General features: G+C 58.7%; 15 protein-coding genes. 10 read left to right on the top strand and 5 right to left on the bottom strand.

The genetic code is table 11. The features are described from left to right. The first annotated feature begins 92 nt into the window (after positions 1-92). The gene (locus tag ACJO3M_RS13320; RefSeq protein ID WP_407001860.1) at positions 93-1,514 is read left to right on the top strand and encodes an HDOD domain-containing protein; all 1,422 of its coding nucleotides are present in this window, start codon (positions 93-95) and stop codon (positions 1,512-1,514) included. A 9-nt stretch (positions 1,515-1,523) separates the two neighbouring features. Here the strand turns inward: ACJO3M_RS13320 and ACJO3M_RS13315 are convergent, their stop codons facing one another. Together ACJO3M_RS13315 and ACJO3M_RS13310 are read right to left on the bottom strand one after the other, a co-directional pair. Further along, positions 1,524-2,222, bottom strand: a complete 699-nt coding sequence (locus ACJO3M_RS13315; RefSeq protein ID WP_407001859.1) for an anti-sigma factor — start codon at positions 2,220-2,222, stop codon at positions 1,524-1,526. Beyond that, entirely contained in the window at positions 2,219-2,776 is a 558-nt protein-coding gene (locus ACJO3M_RS13310; protein WP_407001858.1) for a sigma-70 family RNA polymerase sigma factor, read from the bottom strand. Before ACJO3M_RS13310 ends, ACJO3M_RS13315 begins: the two co-directional genes overlap by 4 nt. A 191-nt stretch (positions 2,777-2,967) precedes the next feature. Here ACJO3M_RS13310 and ACJO3M_RS13305 point away from each other — a divergent pair, with 191 nt between their 5' ends. The 7 genes from ACJO3M_RS13305 (at position 2,968) to ACJO3M_RS13275 (ending at position 11,620) form a co-directional block, all read left to right on the top strand. Further along, positions 2,968-4,431: a DUF4331 domain-containing protein gene (locus tag ACJO3M_RS13305; RefSeq protein ID WP_407001857.1), complete on the top strand. Its 1,464-nt coding sequence runs from the start codon at positions 2,968-2,970 to the stop codon at positions 4,429-4,431. Positions 4,432-4,443: 12 nt separating this feature from the next. Further along, positions 4,444-4,665, top strand: coding sequence for a hypothetical protein (locus ACJO3M_RS13300; RefSeq protein WP_407001856.1), 222 nt, complete (start codon positions 4,444-4,446; stop codon positions 4,663-4,665). After that, a complete protein-coding gene (locus tag ACJO3M_RS13295; protein ID WP_407001855.1) occupies positions 4,649-5,869 on the top strand; it encodes a hypothetical protein in 1,221 nt (406 codons plus the stop codon). Before ACJO3M_RS13300 ends, ACJO3M_RS13295 begins: the two co-directional genes overlap by 17 nt. After that, entirely contained in the window at positions 5,866-7,005 is a 1,140-nt protein-coding gene (locus ACJO3M_RS13290) for a HupE/UreJ family protein (RefSeq protein ID WP_407001854.1), read from the top strand. Before ACJO3M_RS13295 ends, ACJO3M_RS13290 begins: the two co-directional genes overlap by 4 nt. A gap of 75 nt (positions 7,006-7,080) precedes the next feature. Next, positions 7,081-8,535 (top strand): PAS domain S-box protein, encoded by a 1,455-nt coding sequence (locus ACJO3M_RS13285; protein WP_407001853.1) that lies wholly within the window; start codon positions 7,081-7,083, stop codon positions 8,533-8,535. Position 8,536: 1 nt separating this feature from the next. Next, entirely contained in the window at positions 8,537-8,923 is a 387-nt protein-coding gene (locus ACJO3M_RS13280) for a response regulator (RefSeq protein WP_407001851.1), read from the top strand. 27 nt (positions 8,924-8,950) lie between these two features. Further along, positions 8,951-11,620: an EAL domain-containing protein gene (locus ACJO3M_RS13275; protein ID WP_407001850.1), complete on the top strand. Its 2,670-nt coding sequence runs from the start codon at positions 8,951-8,953 to the stop codon at positions 11,618-11,620. A 37-nt stretch (positions 11,621-11,657) separates the two neighbouring features. Here the strand turns inward: ACJO3M_RS13275 and ACJO3M_RS13270 are convergent, their stop codons facing one another. Beyond that, on the bottom strand, positions 11,658-12,275 hold the full coding sequence (locus ACJO3M_RS13270) for a hypothetical protein (protein ID WP_407001849.1): 618 nt from the start codon (positions 12,273-12,275) through the stop codon (positions 11,658-11,660). Between the two features lie 155 nt (positions 12,276-12,430). After that, positions 12,431-13,921 (bottom strand): amidase, encoded by a 1,491-nt coding sequence (locus tag ACJO3M_RS13265; protein ID WP_407001848.1) that lies wholly within the window; start codon positions 13,919-13,921, stop codon positions 12,431-12,433. Positions 13,922-13,973: 52 nt separating this feature from the next. Here ACJO3M_RS13265 and ACJO3M_RS13260 point away from each other — a divergent pair, with 52 nt between their 5' ends. Both ACJO3M_RS13260 and ACJO3M_RS13255 read left to right on the top strand, forming a co-directional pair. Then, complete coding sequence (locus tag ACJO3M_RS13260) at positions 13,974-15,080, top strand: hypothetical protein (RefSeq protein ID WP_407001847.1); 1,107 nt, start codon at positions 13,974-13,976, stop codon at positions 15,078-15,080. 16 nt (positions 15,081-15,096) lie between these two features. Next, positions 15,097-15,858 (top strand): sulfite exporter TauE/SafE family protein, encoded by a 762-nt coding sequence (locus tag ACJO3M_RS13255; RefSeq protein ID WP_407001845.1) that lies wholly within the window; start codon positions 15,097-15,099, stop codon positions 15,856-15,858. A 12-nt stretch (positions 15,859-15,870) separates the two neighbouring features. Here ACJO3M_RS13255 and ACJO3M_RS13250 read toward each other — a convergent pair whose 3' ends face one another. Continuing rightward, complete coding sequence (locus ACJO3M_RS13250) at positions 15,871-18,216, bottom strand: sensor domain-containing diguanylate cyclase (protein WP_407001844.1); 2,346 nt, start codon at positions 18,214-18,216, stop codon at positions 15,871-15,873. Positions 18,217-18,343 lie beyond the last annotated feature (127 nt).

Here is an 18,343-nt window from a genome sequence, read left to right as displayed (position 1 = left end):
TCTGTTACCGACACTCTCCATCGCCCTGCGCTAAACTCAGGTATTAAAAGAACCTTTCAATCCCGAGGCGCGCACCAGAGTGAATAAATAACGTGACAACAAAAACCGTTAATCCGCCCTCAAGGATGAACTCCACCCAGGCATGGGTGACCTATCTCAGCAAGGTTGAACTGCCGGTACTGGCCAATACCCTGAAACGCATCAACGAGCTGACCGACAGCACAAACAGTACGGTCAATGAGCTGGCCAACGTGATACTCAACGACGCCCAGCTCACCTCCCAGGTATTGCGGTTGTCCAACACCGTGTTCTACAACCAGACCCGGACCCAGGTCAGTACGGTCAGCCGTGCGATTACCCTGATTGGCTTCGATTCCGTGAAATCCATGGCCATATCTTCCTTGATTGTGGATGCGCTACTGCAACGCAATGACCGGCCACACTTGCTTCGATGTCTTGCCAGGGCTATCCATTCCGCCGTTCAGGCCCGCTGCCTGATGCCCAAACGCAATGAAAACGCCCTGGAGGAAGTCTTCATCGGGGCCTTGCTGATGAACATTGGCGAACTGGCGTTCTGGTCCTGCGAGACCGAACAGGCCACCGAACTGGAGCAGCGGCTGCGCCTGGACGAGCCACCGGTAGAGGCGCAGAAATCGGTACTGCACAGCACCTTCACGGAAATCACCCGGGGCCTGGTGGACGCCTGGGCACTGGGGCCGTTCATCAAGGATGTGGTCTCTCCCGGCCAGGCCAATTCCAAGGCCGCCAGCCTGGTGCGCAACTCGGTGGAAATGGCCCGGCTGTCGGAAAACGGCTGGCGCGGCGCCGAGATGGACAAGGTGCTGGAGCGATTGGGTAAAGATACCGGCGAGACACCGGCCGCGATCCGCGATCAGCTCAAGGTCAACGCCCAGGAAGCCGCCAGGGTGGCCGTTTCCCTCGGTATTCCCCAGGTCACCGCCCTGATGCCGGGCAACGAGGACAGCGCCGACCGCCAGTCCGCCCGGGCGCCGGATATGGATCCGGCGCTGCAATTGCAGATCCTTCGGGATCTGACCCTGAGCCTGACCGAGAAACCGGATATCAACGAGGTGTGCCAGCTGGTGATCGAGGGCATCCACCGGGCGATTGGCATGCAGCGGGTGGCCCTGCTGATGACCGACAAAACCGGCCACCAGTTAATCCCCCGTAAAGTAGGCGGACGAGGCTCGGAAAACTGGCGCGAAGACTTTGTCATTGCCAAGGATGGCACTGGCCCCCTTGGCAACCTGCTTCCCCACGCCGCCTGTGAAGTATTCAGCCCCGGCCCAGCGGACGAAGGCGTACCCTATGATCGCTGGCTGGGTAAGGTGCCGGCGTTGATCGGCCCGCTGACCGCCAAGGGGCGGCTGGTCGGTCTGTTCTATGCCGACAACGCCGCCGGTGATTACGTGCCCTCAGATGAACAATTGACCGCCTTCGGCCACTTTGTCCAGAACGCCCAACTGTGCATCACGCTGCTCGCGTCCAACTGAGAGGCCCGGTTACAGCTCGTAAAGCTTGGTGACGTGCAGGATCGGGCCGGTGGGCGCGCCGGTGGGCGAGCCACCCCGCGGCTCCAGACTGATGGCCAGAGTACGGCTCTGGCTCAGGGTTTCACGGGCTTCGTCCGTGAGTTCCACCTGATACATATCACCGACCGGTATCACGCCCAGGGACAGCGGGTTGCCGTTATCCGGCACGATCCATAATTCATAGTCTTTCCCGGCCTCGGCCGAGGTAGCCGCCACAGACCTCAATCGCAGACGACTGTCACGACTGGATTCACTGACCAGCCACAGCGGATCACTGACGTCTGCCTGAACAATGGCGCCAGAAAGCCGGGAATCCGGCTCGAGCGTTGGCTGCTGAACCAGCATGACCGCCAGCACCAGTGCCGCCGCCGTCGCGAACAGACTCCAGACTGGCCAAATCCGGTTTGCAGCCTGTTTGGGCGAAGTCGAGTGCCTTTCTTCCTGCGGCCACAGCCGCTTCTGTATTGCCAGCCATACAGATTTCGGGGGCTCCCGATCCGGCACCTGGTCACCCAGTTGGCCAAGTTTCTCCTCCCAGTACCAGACTTCCTGCCTGACCCGGCCCGACTCCATCATCCAGCGCTCAAAGCGGCTTCTTGCTTTGCCCTTCAGCGAGCCCAGAACATACTCTGCCGCGAGACTCTCAATTCTTTCCGGTGTCTTTCTCATCGTTCCAGGCACCTCTTTAACGCCATCAGTCCACGACGAATCCAGCTTTTGACGGTGCCAATGGGCGAACTCAGCGCCTGGGCAAGCTCGTCATGGGTGAATCCCCGGTAGTAAGACAAAAGGATACTGTCTCGCTGAACATCACTGAGTTCATCAAGACAGCCAGTCAACTGCTCAGCTCCGGCACGTCGCAATGAATGGTCCAGGGGGCCGCTGCGGGGATCCTCCACATGCTGAAGGTGTTCATCTCCGGCGGTTCTGCGCACAGCCCTGGCCCTCATCAGATCCAGCGTTCGATAACGGGCAATGGTCAACATCCAGCTCAATGGCGTCCCCCGATCACTGTGATATTCCCCGGCGTGATGCCAGATCTGCACAAACGCATCCTGCAAGGCTTCTTCGGCCAGCTCCTGCTGACCCGCCAGTTTGAAGCACAGACCGAACATCCGTGCCGCGATCTTCTGATACAGCTTCTGAAACGCCTGCCGATCGCTACGGGCTACAGCCACAAGCAGCGTCATCAGCTCTTCTTGTTCTACCTCTGGATTTGTCATTGTGTTCTCCGCACCTTGTCCTTCCACTGACCTATTGCCTACTACGTACTTCGGCCCGCTCAGGATGCACCGTCGCCCAATTACACCCACTGATTTTACACCCAGTCATTTTTTTGCTTGCGACCTGCATCTTTTTTCAAAGCCATGCCGTTTCTCCCCATGCAACACCAACAATAGATGAGGAAAACGGAATGAACACAGTAATTAAACGCTCCGGCCTCGCCCTCGCGATTGCCGGGATCTGTCTGACTGCAGGTACAGCCTCTGCCTCCAGCCACCGCGAGGCGCCGTTCATCACCGAAGTTCCCAAGGTGGATGGCACCGACTTCTACATGTTCCGAAGCTACGAAAGCGGTCGGGAAAGCTTCGTCACCCTGATTGCCAACTATCTCCCGCTTCAGGACGCGTACGGCGGCCCCAACTACTTCGACCTGGACGAGGACGCCATCTACGAGATTCATATCGATAACTCTGGCAACGCCCAGGAAGACATTACCTTCCGCTTCCAGATGCAGGACGTCCTCAACGACATCCAACTGGACGTCGGTGGCGAAATGGTCTCAGTACCGCTGAAAAACATTGGTGATGCCACCAATAATGACAATGTACAGTTCCGACAGGAGTACACCGTCACCGTCATCCGCGGGGACCGTCGCTCTGGCACACGTCAGGCGGCCACCAACGCGACCACCGGTACCGAAACTTTCGCCAAACCACTGGACAACATAGGCGGAAAATCCTTCGGTGACTACGAAGCCTATGCCAACCAGCATATCTTTGATATCGCCATTCCAGGATGCGGTACCGAGGGCCGGGTATTCGTGGGTCAGCGCAAGGAAGCCTTTGCAGTGAACCTGGGTGAGATTTTCGACCTGGTGAACACTGACCCGCTCGGCCCACGTGATGGCGAAGGTGCCGGGGATCTGGCGGACAAGAACACCACGTCCTTCGCTCTGGAAGTACCCACCGCCTGCCTGACCGGCACTGCCCAGACAGCCTCGGGCGACCCGGTCATTGGCGGCTGGACCACCGCCAGCGTGCGTCAGGCTCGCGTGCTGAACCCGGCGCCGGCTGCCAACGGCAAGGGCGCAACCGTGGAAGGCGGCGCCTACACCCAAGTTTCGCGACTGGGCATGCCGCTGGTCAACGAAGTCGTTATCGGCCTGAAAGACAAGGATGCCTTTAACGCCAGCGAGCCCAAGGACGATGGCCAGTTCCTGACTTATGTGACCAATCCTACGCTGCCCGAATTACTGGAAATTCTGTTCGCAGCCGAAGGAGCTGAAGCGCCCAACAACTTCCCAAGAAACGACCTTGTCACCGCCTTCCTGACCGGTGTGCCTGACCTGAACGGCCCGGATGGCGTCACCGCTTCGGAAATGTTGCGGCTTAACCCGAACATCGCCACCACGGCGGCAGGGGCACAGAACGACCTGGGTGTACTCGGGGCTGACAACGCAGGCTTCCCCAATGGACGCCGTCCTGTGGATGACACTGTCGACATTGCGCTCAGGGTTGTTATGGGGGCACTGACCGAAGACGCTCCCAACAAGGATGCGCCGTTCACCGACGGTGTACAGCTGGACCCAGCGGAGTTGAAAACCTCCTTCCCATACCTCGCGACACCGATCGCCGGTTCACCTAACGGTCTGTAAGGGAGGAAAGCCATGACACTCCGAATAGGTATTACCCTGGTTGCCGCACTGGTGCTGGCGGGCTGTTCTGATGGCTCCAGCAATCGCGGCGCGGGCCTGTCGGTTGATTTCACCACCTTTGTGAAGAATGAAATCAAGCGCACAGACGACGAACGCAATGCGGTTAACATCAACAAACTGGAGTTCAGCTTCAATGACAAGGACAACGAACAGGCCTATGACGACCTGTTTTGAATCCTGCGGGCTCCGCCGTCAGTCTGACTCCGATCCTGGGTTGACGGCCCTCCACCCTGCGCTGCGGCGCAGGGCTTTTTCCATCGTCGCGCTGGTTACAGCACTGGCCATGGAAACAGCACTGGCTGCCCCCGCAGCGATTGAAACAGAGTTTGACGATCAGGAAATACTGGTCACACTGCCCTCTGAGGCCCTGACACCCGATACTCCACCAGATTCTGCCCCGGCACTTGCCGACCAGGTTCAGGCCTTTCTGCTGCAGGCACGCTCCCAGGGCGACCCACGTTACCTGGGCTATGCCCAGGCACTTTTTGAGCGCTGGCCCGAAAGCCGGATGACTGACCGGCTGAAGATTCTCCGTGCCACGCTCAACCAGAGCCTTCACCGTTTCGAGTCCGCCCGCGAGGAGCTGGCCGACATTCTCAACGAGTCGAACAGTAACCGCCAGCAGGTCACCCAGGCCCGGCTGACCCTCGCCAACCTGGAACTGGTGCAGGGCCACTATGAATCGGCACATTCCCACTGCCAACAACTGGCAAACGATTTCCCCGGCCTGATTGCTGCGAGCTGCCTGGCTCAGGTGGAGGCACGAACCGGCCATGCGGAAACGGCTTACCAATCCCTGCATGCGCAGACCCGCCAATCGCCCGCCAGTGACGCCACCAGCCAGATCTGGGCCCTGGGCACCCTGGCCGACATTGCCGCGCAACTGGGCAGGCCGGAGGCAGAACAACACTGGCGGCAGGTGCTCGCACTGGCCCCGGACGATCTTTACACACGGACACAGCTGGCTGACTGGCTGCTGGAACGGGGCGAAAACAAAGCTGTGATAAAACTGACCGATGCGTATGAACAGGTCGACTCCCTCGCCGTCATCCGCGCCATCGCCATGAAGCGCCACAAACATACAGACGCCGGCCGACTCTCCGCCATGCTGGAGGAGCGCTTTACCGAGGCTCGCTGGCGCGGCACTCTGCTGCACCAACGGGATCTCGCACGTTACGCCCTGGAGATTGAAGGCGATGCCGAAACGGCCCTGACCCACGCTCTGGCCAACTGGCAGGACCAGCGTGAACCCCTGGACACCCGCCTGCTGCTCCGCGCAGCGGAATCCGCCGGTAACGACCCGGTTGCGGCGGACGTCCGGGCCTGGCTGGACAAACATGACCAGCGCGATGCCCGCTATCCGGAGGTGCGCTCATGATCCCTGCAGCTCTTCGACTCATTTCCGTTTTTTCCGCGCTACTGATCCTCGCGCTGCCGGCATGGGCCCACAAGGCCAGTGACAGCTTCATCTATGTGGACCAGACCCAGTCGCAGGTTCGCATCGACCTGGCCCTGAGGGATCTCGCACTGATCCTGCCCCTGGACAACAATGGTGATGGCAAACTCAGCGGCGCCGAAGTCCGTTCAGGGAGGGACGCCATCACCCGCCTGGTCGATCAGGGCCTGACGCTCAGCAACACCAGCGGTACCTGCCAGCTGAGCGGCAGGCAATGGGGGCTGTCACGCCACAGCGACGGCCCATACGCTGCCGGGCGTTACCAGATTGCGTGTCCGGATAACCAGGCACCGGAGTTCCTCAAATACGCTCTGCTGTTTGAACAGGACCCGTTGCATCGCGCACTGGTCAGCGTGACTGACCGCCAGGGCGAACACCTGGGCGTGTTGGCGCCCGATGACCGGACAATGTCTCTGGGCACCGGCGCCAGTGCGCTCGGAAACAGCCTGAAACTGTTTGGCACCTTCCTATACGAGGGCATCATCCACTTGCTGATTGGTCTCGACCATATCCTGTTTCTGCTGGTGCTGATGCTACCGGCCACCCTGCCGCTGAAAACCCGCCGGTCACGCGGGCACTCTGGCCAGGGCCACGATCTGAAACCCCGCCTGCTTGAGCTGGTAGGCATTGTCACCGCCTTTACCGTGGCCCACTCGATTACCCTGGCGTTGGCGGCTCTGGAGATCGTGACACTGCCCATTGCCTGGGTGGAAACGGTCATTGCCTTGTCCATTGCCGTTGCTGCGCTGAACGTATTCTGGCCGATCCTCGGCCGCAAGACCTGGAAACTGGCGTTCGGATTCGGGCTGATTCACGGTTTCGGTTTCGCCAGTGTGCTGGGGGATCTGACGTCCGGAGTGTCGCAGACCGTTGTCGCTCTGGCTGGCTTCAACCTGGGTGTGGAACTGGGTCAGCTGGGATTGCTGGTGATTCTGTTTCCGGCGCTTTACCTGTGTGGCCGGTTCCGGGTCTACGAGCGCGCCGCCGTACCCGCCATGCTGCTGACAGTCGGCGCCGTGAGCCTGTACTGGGTGGCTGAACGGGCAGTGGCAATCTGAATTATTGTCCCACTGGCATCTTGCCAATTTTCGACCATACTTTCCCGATCGGACAAGGCATTTGATCGATCATGCATGGAGCGCAGACCAGTGGGGAGCGAGCACGATAGTATTCAACAACCATCCCCCGACGGAGTGGTACTGCTGTCCCCTGAGGGGATGGTATGTGACTGGAACCCGGCAGCTGAGAAGCTTCTGGGGTATTCGCGGGCAGATGCCATGGGACAGTCTCTCTGTGACCTGATCCAGCTGACGGACCAGAATGCCACTCCTGTCATACTTGGTCGCTTGCACGAAAACACCAGTGTAACCAACGATGGCTTCTGCCGGCACAGGAACGGCTATTCCTTTCCCGTTGAGGTGATTCGCAGCCCGATTGAAATACAGGGTGACCAGCTGGTGGTTACCATCGTCCGCGATATCTCCGAACGAAGGAGAGCGGAACAGAAATTCCGGGGTCTCCTGGAATCCGCTCCGGATGCGATTGTTATCGTCAAACAGGATGGTCACATTGTGCTGGTGAATTCCCAGGCCGAATCCCTGTTCGGCTACCACAGGGAGGAGATGGTTGGGGAAAACGTCGAAATTCTCATGCCCCAGCGCTATCGCTCCCAGCACATAGGACACCGGGACGGTTTCTTTGCAGATCCCCGGGTAAGACCCATGGGGGTCGGACTGGAGCTGTTCGGGCTGCGCAAAGGGGGCATAGAGTTTCCCATCGAAATCAGCCTGAGCCCGCTGGAAACCGAGGAAGGCATCCTGGTATCCAGTGCAATCAGGGACATCACCGAACGCAAACACTTCGAGCGGGCCCTGCAGGAAAAGAACGAGGAACTCGCCATGGCAAACCAGGCCAAGGACCAGTTCCTGGCCAGCATGAGCCACGAATTGCGCACACCATTGAATGCCATTATCGGTTTTACCGGCACCCTGCTGATGGGGTTGCCGGGCCCTCTCAATCAGGATCAGAAAAAGCAGCTGGAAACAGTCCAGTCCAGCGCGGGACACCTGCTGTCCCTGATCAATGACCTTCTGGATGTTGCGAAAATTGATGCCGGTAAACTGGAACTCAACCCGGAACAGATCAACCTCAATCAGTTGCTAGAGGAAATTCACGGCACCTTCTGCCTTCAGGCCAAAGAACAGGCGCTCCAACTGACCCTTGAGCTTCCCGGTCAGCCTATCAATATAGAAACCGACAGGCGGGCTCTGAGCCAGATTCTCATGAATCTGACCAGCAACGCTCTGAAGTTCACTCCAAATGGCGAGGTCTGCCTCACTCTGGCTCCGTCTGCTGACAAGTCTGTGTGTGTGTCAGTCCGGGATACCGGGCCAGGCATTGAGCCGTCGGTGCAGCACAACCTGTTCCAGCCGTTTTCCCGGGGAGGGCTCTCCGCCCGCCGTACAGAAGGTACCGGCCTGGGTTTGTATCTCAGCCAGAAACTGGCGGGACAACTGGGTGGATCCATACACCTGGCCAGCACACCCGGCCAGGGCTCCGAATTCACTTTGCAACTTCCGGGTGGCTAACATGAGCGCGGTGATTCTGGTTGTTGAAGACGACCTTGCCAGCCTTGAGCTCGCCACTTACCTGCTAAAACACGCCGGTCATGAAGTCCACCGGGCGGAGGACGGTAAGCAGGGACTTCAGGTAGCCCGCAACCTGCAACCAAGCGCTGACCTGATACTGAGCGATATCCAGATGCCGATAATGGACGGCTACCAGCTATTGGCAGAGTTGCGCAAAGATGCCTCCTATTCAGACATACCGATTGTCGCTATCACTGCATTTTCCATGCGAGGTGACGAGCAGAAAATCCTTGCATCCGGATTCAATGGTTACATATCCAAACCCATAGATCCTGAACAGTTTGTCAGTCACGTTGAACATTGGTTGCCTGCGAATTTGCAGTCGTAATCAACGGAAACAGGGAGACCAGGCACAGTGGCAAGGATACTCATCGTTGATGATCATCAACCAAACCGTGAGCTGGTGGCTTCACTGGCGGGCTACCTGGGGCATGACGTGCTCGAAGCGGAAGACGGCGCGGAAGCGCTATCGCTCGTCCGCAAAGAACATCCGGAGCTGGTGATCTGCGACCTGCTGATGCCGGTTATGGACGGATACGAATTTGTGCGGCATGTGCGCAACGACCCGGAAATCGCGCACACGGAAATCATTTTTTACACAGCCAACTACCGGGAGGATGAAGCCCGCAACCTGGCCCGGCAACTGGGTATCCGGCGCATTCTATACAAACCCTGCATACCGGAAGACATACTGGAAACCATCGAGGAATCACTGCAAGAAGGCACCAAAAAATCCAATACCCGCATTCCGGTCGATGATCAGGGCTTTGACACCGAGCATACCCGGGTGCTGACAGACGTGCTTTCCCGCAAAAGTGACGAATTGGAAAAAGCCAACCGCCGGCTTTCCGCTCTGACAGAAATCAATCTGCAGCTTTCTGGTATGCAGGATGCCGGGCGCATGCTGGAAACCATCTGTCGTGATGCCCGCGTCCTGCTCGGCGCCAGTTATGGCATCCTCTGCCTTAATGAGAGCCACATCGGTGAACAACAGATCCGCCTGTTTCTCAGCGGATTCAACCAGGGCAGCGAGCAGGCACTGCCTTGCCCGGACCTTTTCCAGGGCGTTCCCGGCGAAGTTTTCCGACAGAAAATGCCACGCAGGCTGAATGCGGAAAATCATTCAGAGCTGAACATTGGCTTACCTCAGGGTTACCCGCTCGTTCGCTCCTGCGTTATTTCGCCAATCATGTCTGCAAGCCGAGTGTACGGTTGGGTGTGTCTGATTAACAAACTGGACGGTATGAACTTCAGCGAAGAAGACGAATGGCTCTGCAGCACACACGCCGCTATGGCGGGGCGGGTCTATGAAAACCGGAGCCTTTATCTGCAACTGGAGAGCCGGGCACGGCAACTGCAACTTTACGACCGGGCGATTGAGGAAAGCAGCAATGGCATCGTGATCTGCAAAGCCGACAAGGAGCAGGACAACCCGGTGATCTATGCCAACCGGGCTTTCACCGATATGACAGGATACTCCCATAATGAGGTGATGGGGCTGAGCCCGCGTTTCCTGCTGGCAGCCGACCGGAATCAACCGGAGCTGGACCGGCTGCGGCACTGTATGCGCTCCGGCGGATCGGGCAGAGTTATCCTGAGAAACTATCGCAAGGATGGCAGCATGTTCTGGAACGAGGTGGCGGTGGCGGCAGTTCATGATGAACAAGGAAAAATTGCTCACTTCATAAGCGTATTCAACGATGTAACCGACAGAAAGCGGTATGAAGCGGCGCTCGAGCATCAGGCAAACCACGATTCGCTGACAGGGCTGCCCAACCGGAATCTTTTACAGGACCGGTTAAGCCACGCCATTCACCAGGCCCACCGGGAGGGGGATAAACTTGCCGTGCTAATGCTGGACCTGGACCAGTTCAAGCGCGTGAACGATGGCCTAGGTCATAACGTCGGGGATATTCTGATTCAGAAAGTCGCCGCCCGCATGAGGGACTGTGTCCGGGAGAGCGACACTGTTGCCAGGCTGGGTGGAGATGAATTCATGATCCTCACCGCCGGAGTGAAGGACGAACGGTCCGTAGCCAGTCTGGCGCAAAAAATACTGAAACAGTTCGAGCGAAAAATTGACATAAACGGCCATGAGATCATTGCTTCCGCCAGTGTCGGCATAGCAATTTATCCCAGGGACGGCGAGAACGGCGATGAACTGTTCCGTAACGCCGATACCGCCATGTACCGTGCCAAGGAACTCGGTCGAAACGGTTTCCAGTTCTACTCATCGGAGATGAACAACCGTGTGCGGGAACGGCTCAATATCGAGCAATCACTCCGTGAGGCCCTCCCCCGCGGCGAACTGAGCTTATGGTACCAACCCAAGCTGGACCTCGCCTCCGGGCAGGTCCGGAGTGCCGAGGCGCTGATCCGCTGGCAGCACCCCCACAACGGGATGATCTCCCCGGGAGACTTCATTCCAGTCGCGGAAGAAACGGGCCTGATACTGCCGATAGGGGCCTGGGTCATCGAGGAAGCCACGCGGCAGATAGGCCAGTGGCGAGGTCAGGAACAACGGGAGGTGCGTATTGCCATCAATATTTCTGCCCACCAGTTCAGTCACGGCAAGCTTGCCGAACAGATAACCCAGACCCTCGACAGCCTTTCTCTGAGACCTGAATTGCTAACCATTGAAGTCACGGAAACCGCCATTATGACCCAAATGGAGGTCACAGTACGTCAGTTACAGGCACTCCGGGACAAGGGCGTTCTCGTGGCTCTGGATGACTTTGGTACCGGCTACTCAAGCCTGACCTACCTGAAGCACTTTCCGATCGACATACTGAAGATCGACCGCAGCTTTGTCGTGGACATCACCAAGGATGCCCAAAGCGGTGCCATTGTGGAAACAATCATCAATCTCGCCCACAACCTCAACATGCGGGTCGTTGCGGAGGGCGTGGAAACTCAGGAGCAACTGGCGTTCCTGCAGGCCCATGGATGCGATGATATACAGGGTTACCTGTTCAGCAGGCCCCTGCCAGCGAAGGAATTCTTAACATTCCTCCGTCAGCATTGAACTCGGGCCGGAAGCCCCTCAGGGCCCCGGCATTGTCTCAGTGCAGGGCGCGCATTTGCCTCGGGTAGAGGGCCGCGCTCACTTCCGGCTCTTCCAGCAGGTCGGCCAGCTCGCGGTCCACCTCAGTCTCTTCACCCTCATCCGGCAACGGTTCGAACAGAGTGCTCAACCAGGCTGTCACGGACGGCGCTTCATCCCGCTTGTAGTCCGTAGACAGGGCCTTGATACGGCGAAACCCGATGATGCGCTGATGTTTGGGATCACGGATTTGCTCAAACCCCCGCCAGTAGACGTGGTCCCGGGTGTGTAGCTGCACGAACAGCGTATCGATGGGGTCTGACGGCTCGGCCTCCTCACCGTTATCTTCCGTCATTGCCTCGGCCGCGTCCGCAGTCTCGTTCTCAGGCTTTTTGTGGCGAATGGTGGTCCAGGCGGGATAGAGCACCGCCACGGCATCCGCTTCCACATGCTCGCGGGCAGCGCGGAGGATTAACCCCCAGCGGGCCTTGTCGGCATCGGTTTCAAGGGAATTGATGGGCAAGTCGTAGCTTTGTTCGCTGGACAGAACGATGGCCATCATCGGGGCGTCTAACTCCCCCATGGCCTCGGCCTGTGCTACAGATACCAGTTCGTCGATTGCCATCGGTTGGTTCATAATACGCTCGCCTCCTCGATGCCATCAGGGTCTGTCAGGAAGACTGAGGCCTTCCTGACATACAGCATAGCCTGTTCCGGCTATAAAGATAAACGTGGAGTTGGCTATGTCGGATCACAAAGCGGAATTTCAACCCTGCCCGGCAACGCCGGGGTTCAGTTGACCCCTTCTTCCAGGCGCTCGTATTGGGAGAACCAGGGATTGGCTTCCTCCAGCTGCGCAGCCAGTTGCAGCAGCAAACCTTCACTGCCATGGGCTCCTCCGAACTGCACGCCGACCGGCAGGCCCGCCGACGTCCAGTGCAGGGGCACGGACATTGCCGGGGTTCCTGTCAGATTAGCCAGTTGGGTGAACGGCGTGCGTGCGAGGCTTTCCAGGGCCATCTGATCAACCTGGCCACTCTTGTGCACCAGTTTGCCAGCCTTCAACGCCAGCATCAGTTTCGCCGCCAGTTGCAGATGAGACGGTGTATCCAGTTCTCCGATTTTTGCCGGTAGCTGGCCGGTGGTCGGGCACAGGTACAGATCAAACCGGCCAAAATACGCTCCCAGCGCGCGGGAAAAATCGTTCCATTGCTGGCGGCGGCTGACGTATTCCGGCAACGGCAACGTACGCCCCAGCATGCCGATCAAACGAGTATCCAGCTCAAAATCATCATCGCTGGCACCGAATTCAGTTTTAGCCTTGTTCATCAGCACCGACACTTCGCCGAAATAAAGACCCAGGTAACAACGCGCCAGCGCCATGCCATCGAACTCCGGACGAGCATACTCCACCTGGTGGCCGAGGTTTTCCAGCAAACGCGCGGTTTCCTCAACCGCGGCCACACATTCAGGCGCCACCTCGGTCTGGTAGGGTGACGACGTGAACACCCCAATGCGGAGTTTTTCCGGCGTCCGGTGCATCAGATCCGCATAGGGTTCGGGAGGCGGTGGAATCACGAACGGATCACCAGCCGCCGGTCCAGCCAGGACATCCAGCATCGCCGCACTGTCCCGGACCGTACGGGTGACCACGTGGTCTGTGGACGCGCCGGTCCAGGCTTCTCCCACGAAAGGCCCCGAAGAAATACGACCACGGGAAGGTTTGAGCCCGAACAACCCGTTGTAGGCCGCCGGGATGCGAATGGAACCGCCGCCGTCATTGGCACCGGCCATGGGCACAATGCCGGCCGCAGCCGCCGCTCCGGAACCGCCACTGGAGCCACCTGGCGTCAGCCGGGTATCCCAGGGATTACGGGAAGGCCCCCAGAGCCTGGATTCGGTCACCCCTTTCAGGCCAAACTCCGGGGTGGCGGTACGTCCCAGGAACACCAGCCCCCCTTCCCGGGCGCGGCGAACGAACTCCGAATCCCTGGGAGCAATGTTATTCTTCAACCCGCGGCTGCCATAGGTACACGGCTGCCCCTCCTGTTCCTGAGCCAGATCCTTCAGCAACAGGGGAACGCCCGCGAAAGTGCCTGTCCCGTCATGGGACTGATCCAGGGCGTCGGAAAACTGGGGATGGCAGATGGCATTCAGACTGCCATTGACCTGTGTCGCACGCTCTATTGCGGCCTCGCAGACTTCCCGGGGGGACACTTCCCCGTGCCGGATCAGGTCGGCAAGGGCGACGGCATCGTATCGGAGGTATTCGGATTGCTTCATTGTCACGTCCATTTGTTATTCTGATAGCTTGGGAATCACGGGTATAACGTTTATGAAGACAAGACTCAATAGTCTGTATCGGGTTGTCCCGGTTATCCCGCTGCTGTTTCTGGCGATCATGGCCAAAGGCGCAGAACCGGTTGACGACTGGACGGACGTTGTTCGCAGCTCGCCCTACTGGGTCAGTCAGGGAGTCTACGAAAACATCATCACCATCCGGCGCTGGGTATTGAAGGAGTCCGGCTACTGCTCCGAGAGCGAACGTCATATCCTTTACGATATGCGTGGCCAGTTCCTTGGCTACATCAACGACGGTGACAGCCGTAAGGAGACCCAGAAGCAACTCAACGCTACCCGTGCACGGCTGGCTTCCAGTGGTCGCGCCGATGCCTGGGCTAAAGGCAGCAAAGGCACCACGGGCTATCCTTTTGCACTGGCCTGCGACCAGCCGCACGTTGACCTGGATGAAGCCAGGGCCCGTTATCTCGGCACCATACCCGCCAATCTGGTCTGGGGCGCCTGGGATGACCTGAGCTTTGCCTCGGCCGAATCCCCTCAGTCCCTCCACAACGCGCTGCTGTACGTGTACAACGAGCGTCTGCAACAGCAGCGACTTAATCTGCCACCGGAGCTGATTCGCTACCTTGGGGGCCAGGTGCTCATCGAAAGTGGTGGCCGGCAACGGGCCCACTCCACCGCCAACGCCCGGGGCATCCTGCAGCTGTCGCCGGCAGCCCTTGAGGATTGCCGAATCAAACCAACCCACTACTGGCACCGACTGGCCCAGATTGATTGCGCCCTGCGTCTGATGGACCAGAACGCCCAGAACCTGAAGCCCGCCTTTCACGAACGTTTTGGCCACCTGCCCCCGGCCAAGCAGAACCGGCTCTTCACGCTGCTGCTGGTGCAGGCCTACCATGGTGGCGCCGCGCGGGTGAAGACTTTGCTCGAGGACGAGGACCTGTCGAAACCTGCCGCCTACTTTGCCAGTCACCATGAGACCTACACGGCGGGAGACATCGCCTTTGGCATGATTTTCCACAATCTGGGAAGAGATCGGTTTGGTCTGGCCTCGCTTTACTATGTCGCTGATGTGCAACTGGCCACCGAGGCTCTGTGCAACAGCCCGAAACTCAAGGACACCGACTTTTGCGACTGACTGCCAGGCACAACACGTGGAACTGACCCTGATTCCGGAGACCCTGCCACCTTACATCGCGGTGTTTCTGTTATTGGCCTCAGCCATCACATCCATGATCACTGCCAGTCTGGGGGCCGGCGGAGGCGTGTTGTTACTGGTACTGATGGCCATGTGGGTGCCTCCGGCGGCGATCATCCCGGTCCATGGCATGATCCAGCTCGGCTCCAACGGCGGGCGGGCGGTTCTCGCCCGTCGCCACACCGACTGGAAAACCATCGCCGCGTTCGCACCCGGCGTATTTGTCGGGGCGGGTCTCGGCGCCTGGCTTCTGGTGGACCTGCCCGCCCACCTCTGGCAACTGACCATCGCACTGTTCGTGCTGTATCTGTGCTGGGGCCCGGATCTACCCAAGGGCGCCTTTGGGCCTTTCGGTGTGTTCCTGGCCTCCGCGGTGACCAGCTTTGTCAGCCTGTTCGTGGGGGCCACCGGACCTCTGGTCGCGGCATTCATCAAGCAAATGCATACCGACCGGTTCACCACCGTTGCCACCTTTGCCACGGCGATGTGTCTGCAACATGCCCCCAAGGCCCTGGTGTTTGGCGTCGCCGGTTTCATTTTCAGGGAATGGCTGATGTTTATTCTGGGCATGATCGCTTTCGGCTTCGCCGGCACCTGGATAGGTCTGCACATGCTCAGAACCATGAGCAACCGGCTGTTCAGCCTGGCTTTCAATATTCTACTGACGGTACTGGCCCTCAGGCTGCTGTGGCAGGCTGCCAGTGCCATGATGGTTTAGATCCGCGGAAGTTCAGGATTCAGGAACCGGCACCACCACAACCTTGTTACGCCCCTGGGCCTTGGCGATGTAACACCCCTCATCGGCACGGGCCACCACTTCTCGCGGCCCGGCGTCCCTGGGTGACAGTCCGGTCAGGCCGATACAGGTGGTGACCCCGAATGAGCGTCCGTCCTGTTCGATACGCAGGGCCTCGACACCGGCCCGGATTTTCTCTGCCAACACCTCGGCACGCTCCAGTCCACAGGCCGGCAGGATAATCCCGAACTCATCGCCACCCAGACGCGCCACCGTATCCGACTGGCGCACGGAGTCCTTGAGCAGGTCGGCCAGGCGTTTCAGCAGGTCATCCCCAAGCAGATGCCCGCCTTCGTCATTGACCGGCTTGAAGTGGTCCAGATCAATCAGCATCAACACACTGGCCGAGGCCTGCTCATCAACCTGACTCAGGCATTTCACCAGTGAGGCGTTGAACGCCCGCCGATTCAGCAACTGGGTCAGGCTATCGTGGGTGGCTTCCCAGGACAGCCGCTCTTCCTGGCGCCGGCGTTCGCTGTCATCCCGCAGAACAAACACCAGCCGTTCATTCTCGTGCCCCTTGCGCAGGTGCAACATCGTGAGATCGATATCAAAGAGCTGCCCCCTGGCATTACGGAGGGTGACGTACAGACTCTCAAAGGCTTCGCCCGTGAGAAAGTCCGAGGCTTGCCACTGACGCGTCTCATCCTCGATCACCACGCGCTCGAAGAAGTTATGGCTCTCGCAGTTTTCCCCGTTTCCCATAAAGCCACAGGCGGCCCTGTTGGCGTAGCGGATAAGACCACCGGTATCAACCATCAGAACCCCTTCCTGCAGCACGGCAAGAATACTGTCGGCCCGCTGCTGCTCTTCTCGCAACGCCTCTTCCACCTCCAGTTCCCGGGTGATATCCCTCACCACTGTAATGGTACCCAGGGACTTCTCGGGCGTGTCTATCGAGGCGGTCATCACATCCGCCCACACCGACTCTCCGGAGGAAGTATGTTTCAGGCGGAAGCGGCCACGAAACACTTCGTGGTTAAGCAAAGCCGAATACCATTCGCGCAGCGCCTCTTCCCGGTCGTCCTCATGGACAGCCGCGATCAGGTATTTGTGGAGCAGGCCGTTGTCCACACTCCCGGTGATCTTTTCAAACGTCGGGTTCACGAACTCAATTCGCCCAAGAACATCGGTCTGGACGATGCCGATCGGGGCGCTCTGGGTCAGCGAACGGAAAAACGCTTCCCGCTCGGCCAGTGATGACAGCACCTCGTCCCGCTCTTCCATTACCGTATTGAACGTTTCCGCCACCTGCCGGATTTCTCGCACCCCGGACACATCCACCGGCGTAGTGCGAACCCCCAAGTGTCTTTCGGTAATCTGGTACCCCAGCACTTTCATCGGTGCCATCAACCGGCGGAACACCACAAAGGCAAACGGCGCAAGGATCACGATCACCGTTATCAGCACCCACAGCAGGTTATCCACCAGGCGCCCGGCAGCGGCATAGGCTTCCTTGGCCGGCCAGACCGCCGCCACAAACCACGGCACTTCGGTCATCTGGCGCACTGCCATAATGGTCTGGTCACCCGCGCCATTGTTCGACTCCAGCACGCCTTCCACGCCAGACATTGCCTGCTGGACAGCCTGGTTATCGGCCGGTACCGGCTCCATCACCGCCCCGGTCCGACCGTGGGCAAGGGTAATGCCTCCTCGTGTGGCGACAGCAATATAACCGGACTTGCCAATACGCACCTGGCTGACATCCCCCATGAAGTTGTCCGCTTCCAGCAGAATGGCACCACCGATCATGCCGATAAACCGGCCGTTGTGATCAAAGATCGGAGCGGTAATCATCACCGCCGGGGCATTCTGATAAAAGGAGCGGTAGGGATGACTGATCACCGGCGTCAGCTGTTCGAATGTTCTTCTGAAATACTCCCGGCCACTGACATCCAGGCCCTTTTGGGCATAGGACTCCGGATATTCCGCGAGAACCTTCCCACCAGCATCAATGAGGTAGAACGCATCGAACAGGTGACGTAAGGCGATTTCCCTGCGAATCAGGATGCTCGCCCGAACTTCAAGGACATCCCCGCTCATGGTCATATCCCCCGCGATTTCCGCCAGGATTTCGCGGCGGTTGGACAGCTTGTCATCCAGATCCTGTGCCACCAGGTCGGCAAATGTGACTACCTCGGCCTTGGCCTGTGCTTCCAGCTCGTCACGGCTCATCAGGGTGCCGGCAATGGTGACCACGATCGCCGATAACAGGATCACCAGAATTACGAAGGCAACGGCACGATTTACCAGACTGCCAAACCAACGTTTGATCAACACAGCAGCGTGACTCCGGACATACAGAAACAAGACAGCCTGATCTGAAATAGGCAGTTAGGCACAGGTTAGTACAAGAATGTTTAGGTCAACGATATAACCACCGAATTTTAGCAGACCCCACGCCGCA

This window comes from Marinobacter alkalisoli (assembly GCF_045449795.1).
GTDB lineage: Bacteria > Pseudomonadota > Gammaproteobacteria > Pseudomonadales > Oleiphilaceae > Marinobacter.
Note: the sequence above shows the minus strand (reverse complement) of the source record. Positions and strands in the feature narration are given on the sequence as shown.